14 protein-coding genes, 2 tRNA genes and 1 pseudogene are annotated in these 15,987 nt (G+C 60.7%); 7 read left to right on the forward strand and 10 right to left on the reverse strand.

What is annotated here, in order from left to right; all coding sequences use genetic code 11:
• Positions 1-15: 15 nt before the first annotated feature.
• Together LMJ30_RS03245 and LMJ30_RS03250 are read right to left on the reverse strand one after the other, a co-directional pair.
• Positions 16-258 carry a hypothetical protein gene (locus LMJ30_RS03245; RefSeq protein WP_229430901.1) on the reverse strand — a complete coding sequence of 81 codons (243 nt, stop codon included), beginning with the start codon at positions 256-258 and terminating at the stop codon, positions 16-18.
• A 59-nt stretch (positions 259-317) separates the two neighbouring features.
• Positions 318-539 (reverse strand): hypothetical protein, encoded by a 222-nt coding sequence (locus LMJ30_RS03250; RefSeq protein WP_229430902.1) that lies wholly within the window; start codon positions 537-539, stop codon positions 318-320.
• A 176-nt stretch (positions 540-715) separates the two neighbouring features.
• On the opposite strand from LMJ30_RS03250, the gene LMJ30_RS03255 reads away from it, so the two are divergent.
• Positions 716-1,174, forward strand: coding sequence for a cache domain-containing protein (locus LMJ30_RS03255; RefSeq protein ID WP_229430903.1), 459 nt, complete (start codon positions 716-718; stop codon positions 1,172-1,174).
• A gap of 112 nt (positions 1,175-1,286) precedes the next feature.
• Here the strand turns inward: LMJ30_RS03255 and LMJ30_RS03260 are convergent.
• From LMJ30_RS03260 to LMJ30_RS03275, 4 genes are all read right to left on the reverse strand, one after another.
• Positions 1,287-1,362, reverse strand: a tRNA-His gene (locus LMJ30_RS03260).
• Positions 1,363-1,435: 73 nt separating this feature from the next.
• Entirely contained in the window at positions 1,436-2,308 is an 873-nt protein-coding gene (gene murI / locus LMJ30_RS03265) for a glutamate racemase (RefSeq protein ID WP_229430904.1), read from the reverse strand.
• An 89-nt stretch (positions 2,309-2,397) separates the two neighbouring features.
• Positions 2,398-3,927 carry a fumarate hydratase gene (locus LMJ30_RS03270; protein WP_229430905.1) on the reverse strand — a complete coding sequence of 510 codons (1,530 nt, stop codon included), beginning with the start codon at positions 3,925-3,927 and terminating at the stop codon, positions 2,398-2,400.
• A 19-nt stretch (positions 3,928-3,946) separates the two neighbouring features.
• Positions 3,947-4,564 carry a YqhA family protein gene (locus LMJ30_RS03275; protein ID WP_229430906.1) on the reverse strand — a complete coding sequence of 206 codons (618 nt, stop codon included), beginning with the start codon at positions 4,562-4,564 and terminating at the stop codon, positions 3,947-3,949.
• Between the two features lie 311 nt (positions 4,565-4,875).
• On the opposite strand from LMJ30_RS03275, the gene acs reads away from it, so the two are divergent.
• From acs to LMJ30_RS21830, 4 genes and pseudogenes are all read left to right on the forward strand, one after another.
• Positions 4,876-6,861, forward strand: coding sequence for an acetate--CoA ligase (acs, locus tag LMJ30_RS03280; protein WP_229430907.1), 1,986 nt, complete (start codon positions 4,876-4,878; stop codon positions 6,859-6,861).
• 136 nt (positions 6,862-6,997) lie between these two features.
• Positions 6,998-7,088, forward strand: a tRNA-Ser gene (locus tag LMJ30_RS03285).
• A gap of 485 nt (positions 7,089-7,573) precedes the next feature.
• Positions 7,574-7,705: pseudogene (locus LMJ30_RS21825) on the forward strand (Arm DNA-binding domain-containing protein); the annotation flags it as partial.
• The gene (locus tag LMJ30_RS21830; RefSeq protein WP_371872967.1) at positions 7,706-8,050 is read left to right on the forward strand and encodes a phage integrase central domain-containing protein; all 345 of its coding nucleotides are present in this window, start codon (positions 7,706-7,708) and stop codon (positions 8,048-8,050) included. It begins immediately after the preceding pseudogene.
• Here the strand turns inward: LMJ30_RS21830 and LMJ30_RS03290 are convergent.
• Positions 8,011-9,522, reverse strand: a complete 1,512-nt coding sequence (locus tag LMJ30_RS03290) for a DUF262 domain-containing protein (RefSeq protein ID WP_229430908.1) — start codon at positions 9,520-9,522, stop codon at positions 8,011-8,013. The genes LMJ30_RS21830 and LMJ30_RS03290 overlap by 40 nt on opposite strands.
• 723 nt (positions 9,523-10,245) lie before the next feature.
• Here LMJ30_RS03290 and LMJ30_RS03295 point away from each other — a divergent pair.
• A complete protein-coding gene (locus LMJ30_RS03295) occupies positions 10,246-12,228 on the forward strand; it encodes an OPT family oligopeptide transporter (RefSeq protein ID WP_229430909.1) in 1,983 nt (660 codons plus the stop codon).
• 39 nt (positions 12,229-12,267) lie between these two features.
• Complete coding sequence (locus tag LMJ30_RS03300) at positions 12,268-13,182, forward strand: cupin-like domain-containing protein (protein WP_229430910.1); 915 nt, start codon at positions 12,268-12,270, stop codon at positions 13,180-13,182.
• Between the two features lie 46 nt (positions 13,183-13,228).
• Here LMJ30_RS03300 and LMJ30_RS03305 read toward each other — a convergent pair whose 3' ends face one another.
• From LMJ30_RS03305 to LMJ30_RS03315, 3 genes are read right to left on the reverse strand one after another with little or no spacing between them, the layout of a single operon-like run.
• Positions 13,229-14,038, reverse strand: a complete 810-nt coding sequence (locus LMJ30_RS03305) for a hypothetical protein (protein WP_229430911.1) — start codon at positions 14,036-14,038, stop codon at positions 13,229-13,231.
• An 18-nt stretch (positions 14,039-14,056) separates the two neighbouring features.
• The gene (locus LMJ30_RS03310; RefSeq protein WP_229430912.1) at positions 14,057-14,746 is read right to left on the reverse strand and encodes a hypothetical protein; all 690 of its coding nucleotides are present in this window, start codon (positions 14,744-14,746) and stop codon (positions 14,057-14,059) included.
• Positions 14,746-15,936 (reverse strand): exo-alpha-sialidase, encoded by a 1,191-nt coding sequence (locus tag LMJ30_RS03315; RefSeq protein ID WP_229430913.1) that lies wholly within the window; start codon positions 15,934-15,936, stop codon positions 14,746-14,748. The genes LMJ30_RS03310 and LMJ30_RS03315 overlap by 1 nt, the downstream gene beginning before the upstream one ends.
• Positions 15,937-15,987 lie beyond the last annotated feature (51 nt).

Genomic DNA, 15,987 nt, shown 5'->3' on the forward strand with positions numbered 1-15,987 from the left:
AAGATGAGGTTTCGGCTACAGCCAGCCGAAACCTTTTGCCATCAATGCGGCATTTCCGAGCGCAACAGTGATGATTGCACCGAAGATGAGCCGGAAGTCGGTTGTCCTGAGGCTATTGATGACGGAGCGGATGTCGCGCACATCTTCCTTGAGCTCCCTGATGTCGCTTTGAATCTGCTCCACAGCCACTTCCAGTCGAGTGATGCGCGCTTCCATGGCTAAATCATAGGCATCGCGCCCGTCACTTTCAATGTTCATTTGTCTTGTCCTTCACTTGGCATTGGCTCAGGTGTCGGACAAGATCCGATCGATACAGTTCAGTTGGCAGCCATCGCGGAGGTGCGGCGAATCTGCTTGCGCCGATCGTAGTTGTCCAGCAACGCCTGTTGCGCAACTTCCCCCTCGACCCCGCGCATTTTGAGGAAACGCTGGGCGGCGTCATTGCCAAAGGCCCGCTGGCAGGCCAGCGCTTCGCTGACGACGGCGGCGGTATCGTGGTCCTGGCGCCGGTCATCGGCGCGGCGATCCATTTGATCCATATCATCCTCCCTTTGGTTTCTTGCATTTATAGCACGATAAAACGCAGCACGGTTGGTTTGACGCGGAACAAAAACGACAGGCCAAAAAATTTCCGTAGGGCACTTAAGATTTCTGCCATGATACCGTAAGTACCTGGGCGTAACGGTACGCGATAAAACTAACCAAGGGATAGAAAATGAAGAAACTGCTTCAAGCACTGGTATGCTCGACCGCTTTGATCATGTCCGCTGGCGCCTACGCTGCCGAGCAGGGCACCGCTGAGGAAGCGACCGCGATGGTCAAGAAAGCGGTTGCTTTCCTGAAGGCCAACGGCAAGGACAAGGCCTTGGCCGAAATGTCGAACAACAAGGGCCAGTTTGTCGACCGCGACCTGTACATTTCGGTCTACGATATGAACGGCAAGGTCATCGCGCACGGCACCAACGCCAAGCTGATCGGCAAGGACGTCTCGGCCCTGAAGGACGCGGATGGCAAGGAATTTATCAAGGACATCCTGTCGCAGGCCAAAGCCAACGGCAAGGGCAAGTCGAACTACAAGTGGCAGAACCCGGTGACCAAGGAAATCCAGGCCAAGTCGGTCTATTTCGAGAAATCGGAAGACATGGTGTTCTCGGGCGGTTATTACACCAAGTAACAAAGCATGGCGAAAGCGCGCACTGCATGGTGCGCGTTGTTGTGCGAATGCGCCGGACACAAAAAAGCCACCTCAAGGGTGGCTCATTTTCGTTGCTGCGCATGTAAAACAATGGGGTGGCTGATGGGGCTCGAACCCACGACAACAGGAATCACAATCCTGGACTCTACCAACTGAGCTACAGCCACCACTGAGTTACATTTGTTCCGATGCTTCCGGGACAGCTAGAGATTATACAAACATATCTTTGGAATGGCAAATCTAAATGTCGAGATTCGCTTGGACCAATGATTTTCCCGCGAGTTCCACCTCGGACACCGGCGCGTCGATCCCCAGCAGGCTGGAAAACGCCACCGACAGGGCGGCGGCGCTGGCGCTGGTGAAGCCTTCAATCCTCGCCGGCTCCTGACCTGCCGGATTGGTGCGCCCGGACGCTGCCAGCAGCCGCGCGAGCTGGCGCGCCACCGCGTCGCCGGTGTCGATCAGGACTACTTCACGCGCCGTCTCGCCGCGGACAATCGAATTGATGGTCGCCGTCACGAAGGGGTAGTGGGTGCAGCCGAGCACCAGCGTATCTGCGCCCTGGTCCAGCAGCGGCGCGATGTAGCGCTTCAGCATGGCCGTCGTGGCGGCCGAGTCCAGCTCGCCAAGTTCGATCTGGTCGGCCAGGCCGGTGCAGCCTTGCAGCAGGAATTCGACTTCGCTGGCCAGTCCGACTTGTTCGCGCAGTTGCAGGAACTTGGCGCCGCCAAGCGTGCATTCGGTGGCCAGTACGCCGACCTTGCCGTTGCGTGAAGCGGCGGCAGCTGGCTTCAGGCCGGGCTCGACGCCGACGATGGGCATGTCGGGGTAGTGCTCGCGGATCAGGCGGATCGCGGCGACGGTGGCGGTGTTGCAGGCGACCACCAGGGCCTTGGCGCCGCGGGCGACCAGGAAGGCGGCGATGGCGAGCGAGCGTTCTGCGACCACGTGCTCGGGCTTGTCGCCGTAGGGGGCGAAGCCGGAGTCGGCGAAGTAGAGCAGGTGTTCGTTGGGGAGCTGGGCGTGGATGTGGCGCAGGACCGAGAGGCCGCCGACGCCGGAGTCGAAGACGCCGATGGGGGCGGCGAGAGACGGAAGGGAATTGTTTTCCATAGTGGGATGCTAATGCAAGCGCCTTCCGCCGTTCAAGTTAAAACGGCGGAGGCGCTTCGCTTGTCCGCCCTACGTGATTCGCTATCGATTTATTTCGTGACGACAGGGATGTTCAGCGTTTCGATCTTGGCTGCCCATTCTTTCGGGCCGGTGTTGTGGACCGATGTGCCGTTGGAGTCGACCGCTACCGTCACCGGCATGTCGACCACGTCGAACTCGTAGATCGCTTCCATGCCCATGTCTTCGAAACCGAGCACGCGGGCATTCTTGATCGCTTTCGACACCAGGTAAGCGGCGCCGCCAACTGCCATCAGGTAGGCCGATTTGTGCTTCTGGATCGATTCGATCGCCGCAGGACCACGCTCGGCCTTGCCGATCATCGCGATCAGGCCGGTTTTGTCGAGCATCATCTCGGTGAACTTGTCCATCCGGGTCGCGGTCGTCGGGCCAGCCGGGCCGACTGCTTCGTCGCGGACCGGATCGACCGGGCCGACGTAGTAAATCACGCGGTTGGTGAAGTCGACCGGCAACTGCTCGCCTTTGGCCAGCATGTCCTGGATGCGCTTGTGGGCAGCGTCGCGGCCGGTCAGCATTTTGCCGTTCAGCAGCAGGGTCTGGCCCGGCGTCCACGATGCAACTTCTTCGCGGGTCAGGGTGTCGAGGTTGACGCGGCGCGACTTTTCGGTGTCCGGCGTCCAGTGCACTTCAGGCCAGGTCGACAGCGCAGGCGGTTCGATGTAGCTCGGACCGGAGCCGTCGAGCACGAAGTGCGCATGGCGGGTTGCCGCGCAGTTCGGGATCATCGCAACCGGCTTGGATGCGGCGTGGGTCGGGTACATCTTGATCTTCACGTCGAGCACGGTGGTCAGGCCGCCCAGGCCTTGCGCGCCAATGCCCAGCGAGTTGATCTTGTCGCACAGTTCGATACGCAGTTCTTCGGTCTTGTTCTGCGGGCCGCGCTGCTTGAGTTCGTACATGTCGATGTCGTCCATCAGCACTTCCTTGGCCATCAGCATCGCCTTCTCGGCGGTGCCGCCGATGCCGATACCCAGCATGCCTGGCGGGCACCAGCCTGCGCCCATGGTCGGCACGGTCTTCATGACCCAGTCGATCAGCGAATCGGACGGGTTCAGCATGACGAACTTGGTCTTGTTTTCAGAGCCGCCGCCTTTGGCTGCCACCTTCACGTCGACGGTGTTGCCCTCGACCAGTTCCATGTGAACCACAGCCGGCGTGTTGTCCTTGGTGTTCTTGCGGTCGAACTGCGGGTCGGCCACGATCGATGCGCGCAGCTTGTTGTCGTCGAAGTTGTACGCGCGGCGCACGCCTTCGTTGACGGCGTCGGTGACGGTGCCCGAGAAACCTTCGAAGCGCACGCCCATGCCGATTTTCAGGAACACGTTAACGATGCCGGTGTCCTGGCAGATCGGGCGCTTGCCTTCCGCGCACATGCGCGAGTTGGTCAGGATCTGGGCGATCGCGTCCTTCGCGGCCGGGCTCTGCTCGGCTTCGTACGCGCGCGCCAGGTGCTGGATGTAATCGGCAGGGTGGTAATAGCTGATGTACTGAAGCGCGGCGGCGACGGATTCGATCAGGTCTTCCTGTTTGATGACGGTCATGGGAGTTCTCGGTTGGACGTTAGTGAGTCGTTTTGGACGCGTTCTGCGTCGTTGTCATGATGCGGTCGGTGTACGCGATTGCCAGTGCCGACAGCAAGAATACGGAGTGGATGACCGTTTGCGCGACCAGGACTTTTTCGGTGTAGGCAGCGGCATTGATAAAGGTCTTGAGCAAGTGAATCGACGAAATGCCGACAATCGCCATCGCCAGCTTGGTCTTCAGCACCGACGCGTTGACATGCGACAGCCATTCGGGCTGGTCGGGATGGCCCTGCAGATGCATGCGCGAGACAAAGGTCTCGTAGCCGCCGACGATCACCATGATCAGCAAGTTAGAAATCATGACCACGTCGATCAGGCCGAGTACGACCAGCATGATGGTGGCTTCATTCAGTATAGTGGGACGCACGGCGCCCGGCACCGTTACCGCATCGAGCAGGTGCTTCAGCGAGTCGGCATTGCCCATGGCGGCGCCGATCAGGTCTTTCAGTTCAACCCAAAAATGGAACACGTAAACGCACTGCGCCAGGATCAGTCCGAGGTACAACGGTAGCTGCAGCCAGCGGCTGGAGAAGATCAGTGCATTGAGGGGAGTCAGTTTTTTTGGCGGGGTATTCGGGAAACGCGGTTCAGACATTCGGGTGATGCTCCAGGAAAGGCAGAAATTTGCGATGCGTCATTTTACACCTGCTGAGCAGCGACGTTTTGCAAGGGCGTTGCATAAAGGAAGTTTGATTTCGCCCAAACGATCAGGCGAAACCGCCTCGCCTTGGGCCGGTAGGGCAAAGGCCTCGGTATTGATGATTGAAAGATTGGTAAAATCATATAGAACAGCGCCCCCAGCGCACCATAACAAACACACATCGTGAGCTTTTTTGCACTGTAAGGGGGCAGTAAGCGACGGCGTCTAATGTTGTTGCAAAACTAAAGCACCTTAGGGAGACGAGCATGGTTAATCAAGACAATCAGGGCTTGCAGGAAAATCGCGTATTCGCACCGCCAGCGGAGTTTGTGGCAAACGCGGCGATTTCCGGCATGGACGCATACAACAAGCTGTGCGCCGAAGCGGCCGGCGACTACGAAGGCTTCTGGGCACGCCTGGCGCGCGAAAATCTCGACTGGCACAAGCCCTTCACCAGCACGCTGGATGAATCGGAAGCCCCTTTCTACAAGTGGTTTGCCGACGGTGAGCTGAATGTCTCGTACAACTGCCTCGACCGCAACCTCAAGAACGGCAATGCCGGCAAAACCGCGATCATCTTCGAAGCGGACGACGGCAAGGTTACCCGCGCCACATATCAGGAACTGTACGAAAAAGTCTGCAAGTTCGCCAACGGCCTGAAGTCGCGCGGCATCAAGAAGGGCGACCGCGTTGTCATCTACATGCCGATGTCGATCGAAGGCGTCGCCGCAATGCAAGCCTGCGCCCGCATCGGCGCCACCCACTCGGTGGTGTTCGGCGGCTTCTCGGCCAAATCGCTGCAAGAGCGCATCATCGACGCCGGTGCTGTCGCCGTCATCACGGCTGACGAACAAATGCGAGGCGGCAAACATCTGCCCCTCAAGACCATCGTCGACGAAGCGCTGGCGCTGGGCGGCTGCACGACGATGAAGGACGTGATCGTCTACAAGCGCACGGGCGGCAATATTCCTTTCGTCGAAGGCCGCGACACCTGGCTGCACGACCTGGTCGATGCCCAGCCGGCCGAATGCGAGCCGGAATGGGTTGGCGCGGAGCACCCGCTGTTCATTCTCTACACCTCCGGTTCGACCGGCACGCCGAAGGGCGTGCAGCACTCGAGCGGCGGCTACCTGCTGTGGGCCGCGCTGACAATGAAGTGGACCTTCGACCTCAAGCCGAACGACGTGTTCTGGTGCACCGCCGACATCGGCTGGGTGACCGGCCACACGTATATTGCCTATGGCCCGCTGGCCGTTGGCGGCACCGAGATCGTGTTCGAAGGCGTGCCGACCTACCCGAACGCCGGCCGCTTCTGGGAAACCATCGACAAGCACAAGGTCAGCATCTTCTACACGGCGCCGACGGCGATCCGCTCGCTGATCAAGGCGGCGGACGTCGACCCGAAAGTGCATCCGAAGAACTACGACCTGTCCAGCCTGCGCCTGCTTGGCTCTGTTGGCGAGCCGATCAATCCGGAAGCCTGGATGTGGTACTACAAGAACGTCGGCCGCGAAAAGTGCCCGATTGTCGACACCTTCTGGCAGACCGAAACGGGCGGCCACATGATTACGCCGCTGCCGGGCGCGACGCCAATGGTGCCCGGTTCGTGCACCTTGCCGCTGCCGGGCATCATGACGGCGATTGTCGACGAGGCAGGGCAAGACGTGCCGAACGGGCAGGGCGGTATCCTGGTGGTCAAGCGTCCGTGGCCATCGATGATCCGCACCATCTGGGGCAACCCGGACCGCTTCAAGACCAGCTACTTCCCTGAAGAACTGGGCGGCCGCATGTACCTGGCTGGCGACGGCGCGATCCGCAACAAGGAGACGGGCTACTTTACGATTACCGGCCGCATCGACGACGTGCTGAACGTGTCGGGCCACCGGATGGGCACGATGGAAATCGAATCGGCGCTGGTGGCGAACCCGATCGTCGCGGAAGCGGCGGTGGTGGGCAAGCCGGACGACACGACGGGCGAATCGATCTGCGCGTTTGTGGTGCTGAAGCAGGCGCGGCCGACGGGCGAAGAAGCCAAGAAGCTGGCGCTGGAGCTGCGCAACTGGGTAGCCAAGGAGATCGGGCCGATTGCCAAGCCGAAGGAGATCCGTTTCGGCGACAACCTGCCGAAGACGCGTTCGGGCAAGATCATGCGGCGCCTGCTGCGTGTGCTGGCCAAGGGCGAGACCATTACGCAGGATGTGTCGACGTTGGAGAACCCGGCGATTCTGGAGCAACTGAAAGAAGCGTCCTGATAGCATGTCGTTCCCGCGCAAGCCTCGGCGGCCCCGCGGGAACCCATGCCAAGCTGGCTAAACGGCTGCCCCTAAATTTCTCCATACTCAACAGAATCTTTGCTATAATCTGCGGCTTCGTGAAAGCGAAGAAGCAGGAGAGATGGATGAGTGGTTGAAGTCGCACGCCTGGAAAGCGTGTATAGGTTCATAGCCTATCGGGGGTTCGAATCCCCCTCTCTCCGCCAGGAATACAATGTAAAAAAGGCTACCCTCGGGTAGCCTTTTTGCATTGTTTCATGGCGGAGAGAAGCAGAGCCCCTGCGGGCTCTGCGGGGGGGATTCGAAAGCGGTCGCCCTGCAGGGCGCCGCGGGGTCGCGGGACGTGACCGAATCCCCCTCTCTCCGCCAGGAACAAGTAGTTTGACATCCAAAGATGCTCAGAAGCCCGCGATTCTCCCAATGAGATCGCGGGCTTTTCGTTTTAGGAGCACTTTTTGTGCTCATTAAAATCCAGCAAATTTGTCGCTATGGTTGACGGTATCCAGAGATACCGCTAAAACGGATACCGCCACCTGCCGAAACTCGCAGTCCCCTTACCGACATCCAGCCCCGCACAGCGAAGCCCAAAGACAAGCCTTACAAGCTGTCGGACGGCGGCGGTCTTTTACCTCTTGATCAATACCGACGGTGCGAAGTGTTGGCGCATTGACTACCGGTATGGCGTTGCCGTCGAACACTGGCCTTCGGCAAGTATCCTGAGGTCACGCTCGCGGAAGCCCGCGACAAGCGCCTGGCCGCTCGCAAGTTGCTCGACCAGGGGACTGACCCAGCCAAGAGAAGAAGGAGCGCCAGCGCGAGCTGAGTGAGGCCAACGGCAATACCTTTGAAAAGCTGGCCCGCGAGTGGCACAGCAAGAAGCTGCCGACGTGGAGCGCAGATACCGCACGGACACGATACGGCGGCTGGGAGTCGACATCTTTCCGCAGATCGGTTCCATGCCCATCTGCTCGGGCAAGGACCAGCACTGCTCGCAGCGCTGCGTAAGATCGAAAGCCGGGGTGCGCACGAAATCGCGCACCGTATCAAGGCGACGTGTGCCCGCATGTTCAGCTACGCCCATCAGCAGGGTTGCCAGGGCGGGAGGCTTGTTAGCCCCCGCGGCGAGATCTATTTATGCCCTGATTTTGTGAGCCCAACCGGAAGCTGAAGATTTGATAGATCATGTTCCAAGGCAGTCATGAGGTTTGCTTGGATCAAGACAAATCGGCCAGGGTCCAAAGACTCGGGCGACGTTTCCCCGCCAAGTTTTTGGAACGTCGCGCCGATCTTCTTCTTTTTGGCTTTTACGTTCGTTGCCTTGCCATGATCGACATCGTGCTGCAAATCTGTTCGTAGCGCGTTCACATCGATAAATGATTGCGGCATTGAGTCGTTCAAACGGTCACCCGGTCCTTCCCAAAATAGAAAATATAGGTTGTCAACGAATGTCTGATACTGCATTAAATTCGTAATTTGCTCCCGCATATTAGCTTGGGCGGTAGCCGTCTTGTTTGTAGCTTTAAATAAATCCTTACCATGTATGGCACTGTAGGCCGTGTTTAGCCTGGACACGTGTGCAGTAATTAATTTCCCGAGTTCGGAAATTCGCCCACTGATTCCACTCTCTTTGAGAGCCGCAGTGTCAAACGCCCCCGCTAACGCGCCGCTGTGAACCAACGCCTTTCTAAGCAAGATCTCATGACGGGTTTTAGCACCGGCTTTTACGTTAGCATTGATCGATTTCTGAAATCGAACGAAATCCGCGTCGGTTGCAGCTTGACCTAATTCAACTTGCGTCGCTAGGTCTTGCATGAATTTCCGCACGAAAGTCGCGAAATCGCCTTCCAGACCGGATTCTTTACCCGTGGCGACCAAGCGGCATGCCAGCGTAGCGACCGACTGAACGATTGTCCTGTTTTTAAGCACAGGCTCCGGGGCGGGGAAAGCCTTTGCCAGGAATGCGAATGCCTTAGATATGCGCTTCGCCGCTGCCGACGACGGCGAAAAATTCACTTGCGAAGCGAAAACCGCTTTTATGTCGTCATAGCGTAAGCCAGCATCGACAGACTCTACCTCTATCATCGCGACCTTGGACGCAATATCGAAGTGGGCGAAGCGAGTGTCCGGCACTGCAATAGATACCTTGAAGAACGGCAGTTGAGGTAATTTTTTGCAGAAATTCCTCAGGTTCCCGTGCTCGGCGTTCAGCTTTTCGCTGGCAGTAAGAGGCAGTCCTTGCTGGAGGCGCTGGAAAAACGCTTTGAGTTCAACCTCGTTTGTTTCTGAGATCTCATCGTAATCGATTTCGTAATCATCGAAGGCATCACTTAGCGTAGGGCTAAGATCCTTGTAGAAATGCCCGCCAAATTCCTGAGCTGATTCTTCTGACAGGGAGAGTTCGTTCGAAAAGAAATTGAAGATCGCATTGAGACGTTGCTGGCCATCTACAACTTCGAATTGGTCAGAGCCGACTTTGACTAAATAGAACTTCGGAAGGCGCCAGCCTCGTAGGATGCTGTCGATAAGAAGTTGCTTCTTTTTTTGATCCCAGACCTTCGTCCGCTGCCAATCCGGGATCTCATAGCGATCACGGCGTTTATACAACTTATCTAGCGCTCTGCGTTCTAATTTGATCTTCATATCTTCTTCAGTTAATTACAAATGCAATCAAAGCCCCATGAAGAGATCATCCTCATTCACCCGGAGGGGCGACGGCGTGCCATGCTGGCACTGCCCAGTAACGTATACTAATTCATCATTCTTCAATCGTGACATCTTTCGAAGGAAAGGAGGGCAGCTTGTTAAAATGGTACGAGCAAGAGAACTTTCCCTGCCCTAGATCATACAATTCCAACGTATTTGAACAAGATTACGTCACTGGAAGGATCGCTTTTTTGTCCCTGCAGGGGCTATGCTCTCGCTCTGCAATGCGAAAATTATGACGGTATCAGTGACGGTATTTGATCGGCCAGCGTGTCTACAGCCTAGTATTTATGCGGTTTCGGGGCTTGATTGGACTCCCCCTCGCGAATATAAATGTCAAAAGGCTACCCTCGGGTAGCCTTTTGCATTGTTTCATGGCGGAGAGAAGCCGCGCCCCTGGGGGCGGCGGGCCGGCAAGAGTATGGCTATTTCACCTTAACCCTCAGGAAAATGATTTCAGTGTACCGTTGAGAATGCCCTCCAGAAACATCGTCGTTGTCCTCGGCCAACAAATTCAGTGAGGATGAGCGCCGCCGTTGGTTGGTGGGCGAGATGGAAGATCGCGTCTTGCAAGAAGAATTAGATTTCGTGCTTTAAACTTTTCCAAGTGACAGCTATGATTGGGCGCTTTTAACACCAATCTATTGAACTGGAGTGCGGATGACCACGTTGGCGCAAGCGGGACCTAGAGAAATTACTGTCCGGGGCATCCTGCTCGGCATTGTCATTACACTGATCTTTACAGCGGCCCAGGTCTACCTTGGCCTGAAGGTCGGCCTCACCTTCGCCACCTCGATTCCGGCGGCGGTTATTTCGATGGCGCTGCTGTCCGCCTTCCACAATGCCACGATCCAGGAAAACAACATCGTCCAGACCATCGCCTCGGCGGCGGGCACGCTGGCGTCTGTCATCTTCGTTCTGCCTGGCCTGTTGATGATCGGCTGGTGGGCAAACGTGCCGTTCTGGCCCACTTTCGGCGCCTGCGCCATCGGCGGCGTGCTCGGTGTGATGTACACCGTGCCGCTGCGGCGCGCGCTGGTGTCGCAGTCCGACCTGCCCTATCCTGAAGGCGTGGCCGCTGCCGAAGTGCTGAAGGTTGGCACGTCCTCGCGCAGCGGCGCGGCCGAAGGCAAGGTCGGCCTGATGGCAGTGGTCTGGGGCAGCATCGCCTCCGCGCTGTTTGCCGCCGCCGCCGGCGCCAAGCTGCTGGCCGCCGAAGTCGCCGTCCACTTCAAGGTCGGCCAGGGCGCAACCGGCATCGGCGCGGCAAGTTCGCTCGCGCTGCTCGGCGCCGGCCACCTGATGGGCATCACCGTGGGCCTGGCCATGCTGGCCGGCCTGGTCATCGCCTGGGGTGTGCTGGTCCCGCTGCTCACCGCGATGGAGCCGTCAGCCACGCTTTCGGCAGCCGAACACGCTGGCAGCGTCTGGAGTTCCAAGGTGCGCATCATCGGCGCCGGCGCCATTGGCGCGGCAGCGATCGTTACCTTGGCCGGCCTGGCCAAGCCAGTCATCGGCGGCCTGCGCTCTGCGCTGGAAGCGTCGCGCGCGGCCAAGGTCGACGGCGCAGTCATCCCGCGCTCGGAACAGGACCTGCCGATCTTTATCGTCGGCCTGGTCACCCTGATCATGATGGTGCCGGCCGGCTGGCTGCTGGCTACCTTCCTGCAGGACGGCGTGCTGGCTAGCCTGGCGTTTCCGCTGGTCGCCGTCGGCGTCGGCTACATTCTCGTCGCCGGCATTTTCGCCGCCGCAGTCTGCGGCTACATGGCCGGCCTGATCGGCTCGTCGAATTCGCCGGTGTCGGGCATCGCCATCCTCACCATCCTCGGCGCCTCGCTCAGCGTGGGCATGGTGGGCAAGCACATGATGGGGCCGGAAGTGGCCCATGCGCTGGTGGCGTTCGCGCTGTTCGTCACCACCGTGGTGCTGGCAGTGGCCGTGATCGGCAATGACAACCTGCAGGACCTGAAGACCGGCCAGCTGGTCGGCGCAACGCCATGGAAGCAGCAGGTCGCGCTGCTGATCGGCGTGGGCGCAGGTTCCGCCGTGGTGCCGCCGGTGCTCGAGCTGCTCAACCGCGCCAACGGCTTCGCCGGCGCGCCCAACCTGCAAGCCATCTCCGACAATCCGCTCGCCGCGCCGCAGGCGACGCTGATCTCGACCCTGGCCAAAGGCGTGATCGGCAACGACCTGCCATGGGACCTTGTGATGTACGGCGCCTTGCTCGGCCTCGGCCTGGTGATCGTCAACTTCCTCATCAAGGCCGCCAGCAAGGACCGCTACAGCCTGCCGCCTTTGGGCGTGGGCCTCGCCATCTACCTGCCTAGCGCCGTTACGGCTCCCGTGGTGGTCGGCGCGGTGGCCGGCTGGCTGTTCGAACGCGCAGTCAGCAGCGCCACGTGGGGCGAGGCGGCCAAGCGCATGGCAGTGCTGGTCATGTCCGGCTTCATCGTCGGCGAAAGCTTGTTCAACGTGGCACTGGCCGGCCTGATCGTGGCCTCGGGCGTCGGCGAACCGCTTGCAATCACCACTGGCATGGGCGAACATACGCAGATGCTGATCGCCCTGTTCGTCGGTGGCGCCCTTGTCAGCAGCCTGTATCGCTGGGCCGCCAAGAGTGCGCGCCGCATCGAGGCCTGATACGCGCATGCTGTCGTCCCGTCATGAAAGGTTCGGTTGATGTCCTCAGCCAAGCCCCCGGTCCGTGTGTTGCCGCCGCTGGCAGCGTCGCGGGCCACATCGCCCGAAGAAGCGCTGGCAAAACAGCACATGCGCGAGGCGAGGGATGCGCTGGTGCGCGGCGTGACGTCGATCCAGGAAATGCGTGACGCGATCAAGCACGCGGCGCGCAGCCTGCCGGCGATTTCCGAGGTCCCGCGCGTACGCGCGCCCGATGCCGCGGCGTTTCGCGCGCGCGCCGCCGCCGGCCTGCCATTTCTGGTTACCGGGATCGTCAGCCGCTGGCCGCTGTCGGTGCTGCCCCCGCACACGCTGCGCGAACGCTTCAGCCACCTGCCGGTGAGGGCGAGGGTAGGCGACTACATCAACACGGCATTCGCGCCGGACCGCGCGATGCAGGATATGTCGATGCTTGAGTATCTCGAGCTGGTCGAGAGCGGCGCGCCCGGCTTGCCGCCGTACCTGGGCAATCTTGAACTGCGCGAGCTGAACGGCTTGTGCCATTGGCCCGCCTACTTCGACAAGATGGGGCCCCCGCGCTTCTGGATCGGTCCTGCGGGAACGGTAACGCCGCTGCATTGCGACTACGACGACAATATCTTCGCGCAGGTGTGGGGCAGCAAACGCATCTTCCTGTCGCCGCCGCACCATGATGAATTCCTGTATCCGCGCGAGGCGAACGCCATCCTGTTCGGCTCGCCGTTTGACCCCGAGTCGCCCGACTACACGCAGTTTCCGCTGGCGCGCAACGCGTCGATGATCGAATGCGTCGTCCATCCCGGCGACATGCTGTATGTGCCGGCGGGCTGGTATCACCAGGTCCGCGCGCTGACGTTTTCGCTTTCCGCCAACCGGTGGGCGAGGGCGGTGCCGTTTGCCCTGAGTGGAGACCTGCTGATCCAGCGGCCGGCATAAAAAAGGGCCATCCGCAGATGGCCCAGATAGTGGAACCTGGCAGTCCTTACGGCGCGCCGACTGCGCCCGCGCCGGCGCTGAGCAGCCAGGCCATCATCAGCAGGAACAGCACGACCGTCACGAACAAGGTCGATACCCGGCGCGCGTCCGCGGCGTTTTCAAACACCGGCGGCTTGCCGTAGGCAACACCAATGAAATACGCGGTGAACACCGTTGCCAGGTAATGCACTGCGCCGAACATCTCGCCCAGCTCGCCCTTGCGCGGGTGCTCGATCAGCAGGTGCGACAGGATGACCAGGACCAGGTAAGCGACCGCGGCCGACAGCGGCGGCAAGTACAGCCCCATCGACTCGACCCAGCGCTGCACGCCTGGCCGCGAACGGGCGATCAGGGGCAGGATCAGGTTGTGGGTGATGCCGGCAATGAAGATCAGCTTCAGCAGCACCGTCTTGTGCAGGCTGGCACTTCCCAGCGCGAGGTTGTGCAGGTTGGTCTCCGCCTGGCGGTTGTTCTCAAGGAAGAATTCCGGCGATTGCACGTTCAGGATGCGCTGGAACCAGCTGATTTCTTCCAGTGCGGCCAACGCCGTCAATGCGCTCAAGCCAACCAGTGCCAGCAGTTCCAGGCTGACGCGCGGGGCGCGCTTCCAGCGCTCGCTTGCGACAAAGCCAAGCAGCACCGAGATGACCGCGAAGCAGAGGAACTGCATCCATTCGACGATGCCGTCTTCGCCGAGCAAGCGCCACAGCTGCGCCGGGTCGGGGCCGGACCAGGCCACTGCGAGCGCCAGCACGGCTGCATTGACCGCGATACCTGCCGCGATCACAGGATGCGAATACCATTTACGAGTTACCACCAAGCTTACTCCTTGTTATTAAAAACGTTCGATGCCAGCCGCGCGCGCGGTGGCGATGTGAGGTTCTGGCTCGGCCGCGTAGCGTGCGCCGCGCGCCTTGAGCGCCAGCCAGCGTGCCGCCTTGACGCCAAGGACGACCAGCGCCCAGCCCCACAGCAGCGGGTCGAGCAGCGCGTCCCACAGGTTGCCCGTAGGGAGACGCAGGATCGAGTACAGCGCAAGCGCGCCCAGTGCAAGCAGGGCGTGCTGCCGGGCCCGGCCAAGGACGGCGGCCAGCGCGCAGCCTGCGGCGGCCAGCAGCGCCGCGACCGGCGCAGCGTAGGGACTGAAGCCCCAGTAGTACAGGCCCAGCGACAGCAGGCCGAAGGCGTCGAGGTAGAGCACAAGGCCTGCGGCGGCGATGATGGCCGCAAGCGGGGCCGGCAGGGCGGTGGCCGGGGCCGCACCCGGCCGTGAGCTGATGAGCTTGAGCACGCAGCAACCGAGCAGTACCCCGCTTGGCCACTGGAAAGCCAGCACCAGCCAGTACGCGGGCGATGCCTCGCCGGGCAGCGCCATCAGTGCGGCAGAGGCCAGCAGCACGGCGCCGGCCAGGCGGCTTGAACGGCGCCAGGCCGCAGGCAGCAGGGCGGTTACCAGCGTCGCGAGGACGATGGCCCATGCCAGCCGGCCATAGAAGAACTGCCAATCGAGTGCGGGAAGTTCCATTACAAAATCTCCCTGAATTCGAGGTCAAGAATGTGGTGCGCGATCGCCTCGCGCCGCGAGGTGAAGGTGATGTGCAGCTCGTTGCCGATCTGCTGCAAGGCGGGATAGGAAAATTCTTCGCCGTGCTTGCCGTGGGCCACGTCCATCACGTGTTTCCAGTTGCGCGCGTCCTTGGCGATGGACAGGCGCAGCATGTTGCGCGACGACCCGCCCGGCACGACGTGGTTGTGCAGCAGCAGGATGCTGCCATTGCTTAAGCGGATGGCGCTGAGCGAGGTGCTGTGGTTCGGCAAGTCGAGCGAGGGCATGTCCGACCAGCTGAGGCCGCCGTCGCGGCTGTGGGCGTGCTGCACCCGCTGTTCGTCGCTGGCGTCGCGCATCCAGGCGTGGACTTCCGAATCCGAGAACGGAACGATGGTGGGTTGCAGGGCAGTGGTGCGGTTGCCGATGCGCGTGACCCAGTCCGGGTCGCCGTTGCGGTCGAACGCCAGCATCATCGGGTACTTGATGCCAATCTCGAAATACAGCGGCAATCCCCAGCCGCCGTTGGCGAGGCTGACGGGGTTTGTGCGGACCAGCACGCTGGTATTGAACAGCGGCGACATCGGCAATACCCGCTTGACGGCAAAGCTGTCGCCGTCGTCCGACGATGCAAGCTGTACAACACGGGCCGCCGCCCATCCGCCCAGGCCCGTTGCGACCACGAACAGGTTGACCTGGCCGTCGGCCGAGGTCCAGGCGACCGGGTTGCCGATACGGCGCACGCCGAAGCCCAGCGCCGCTCCCAGCGAATCGCGGCTGGCGACCTCCCATGGCTGGCCCCATTTTCCGCCGGCCCAGCGCGATGCGTAGACCTTGACGTCCGGCCCGCTTTCGCGGCTGCCGGCCCACCAGAAGACAATCATTTTTCCGCCGCCCAGGGGCGCCATCGCGCTGGCGTGCGCCGATGGCACGTTGGGCGGCATGGGAATCAGCGAGGAGGAGCGCGCCGTCAGCCTGACACTTGGCGGCTCGACAAGTTCCAGCAAGGCGGGGGATGTGCCGTGCTCGACGTCGCGCGACCAGCGCATCCATTCCGACGCGACCACCGCCAGCACGATCGCGGCACAGGCGAGCGCCAGCCAGCGCGTACTGCGGGCTCTGCCTTGATGGGGGTTGTGTGGGTGTGCCGAGGGTGACAAGGATGTCATTCCGCTTCCTTTACGCGCGCGAATTACCGAACGAGCGCGGTAAGGGAAGTC

It is taken from the genome of Massilia agrisoli (assembly GCF_020831365.1).
GTDB lineage: Bacteria > Pseudomonadota > Gammaproteobacteria > Burkholderiales > Burkholderiaceae_D > Telluria_A > Telluria_A agrisoli.

Bases quoted from the DNA above. Each gene is read 5' to 3' on its own strand.
- LMJ30_RS03250 (WP_229430902.1), bottom strand. From the start codon at position 539: ATGGATCAAATGGATCGCCGCGCCGATGACCGGCGCCAGGACCACGAT.
- LMJ30_RS03270 (WP_229430905.1), bottom strand. From the start codon at position 3,927: ATGACCGTCATCAAACAGGAAGACCTGATCGAATCCGTCGCCGCCGCG.
- murI (WP_229430904.1), bottom strand. From the start codon at position 2,308: ATGGAAAACAATTCCCTTCCGTCTCTCGCCGCCCCCATCGGCGTCTTC.
- acs (WP_229430907.1), top strand. From the start codon at position 4,876: ATGGTTAATCAAGACAATCAGGGCTTGCAGGAAAATCGCGTATTCGCA.
- LMJ30_RS03310 (WP_229430912.1), bottom strand. From the start codon at position 14,746: ATGGAACTTCCCGCACTCGATTGGCAGTTCTTCTATGGCCGGCTGGCA.
- LMJ30_RS03315 (WP_229430913.1), bottom strand. From the start codon at position 15,936: ATGACATCCTTGTCACCCTCGGCACACCCACACAACCCCCATCAAGGC.
- LMJ30_RS03295 (WP_229430909.1), top strand. From the start codon at position 10,246: ATGACCACGTTGGCGCAAGCGGGACCTAGAGAAATTACTGTCCGGGGC.
- LMJ30_RS03255 (WP_229430903.1), top strand. From the start codon at position 716: ATGAAGAAACTGCTTCAAGCACTGGTATGCTCGACCGCTTTGATCATG.
- LMJ30_RS03290 (WP_229430908.1), bottom strand. From the start codon at position 9,522: ATGAAGATCAAATTAGAACGCAGAGCGCTAGATAAGTTGTATAAACGC.
- LMJ30_RS03245 (WP_229430901.1), bottom strand. From the start codon at position 258: ATGAACATTGAAAGTGACGGGCGCGATGCCTATGATTTAGCCATGGAA.
- LMJ30_RS03275 (WP_229430906.1), bottom strand. From the start codon at position 4,564: ATGTCTGAACCGCGTTTCCCGAATACCCCGCCAAAAAAACTGACTCCC.
- LMJ30_RS03300 (WP_229430910.1), top strand. From the start codon at position 12,268: ATGTCCTCAGCCAAGCCCCCGGTCCGTGTGTTGCCGCCGCTGGCAGCG.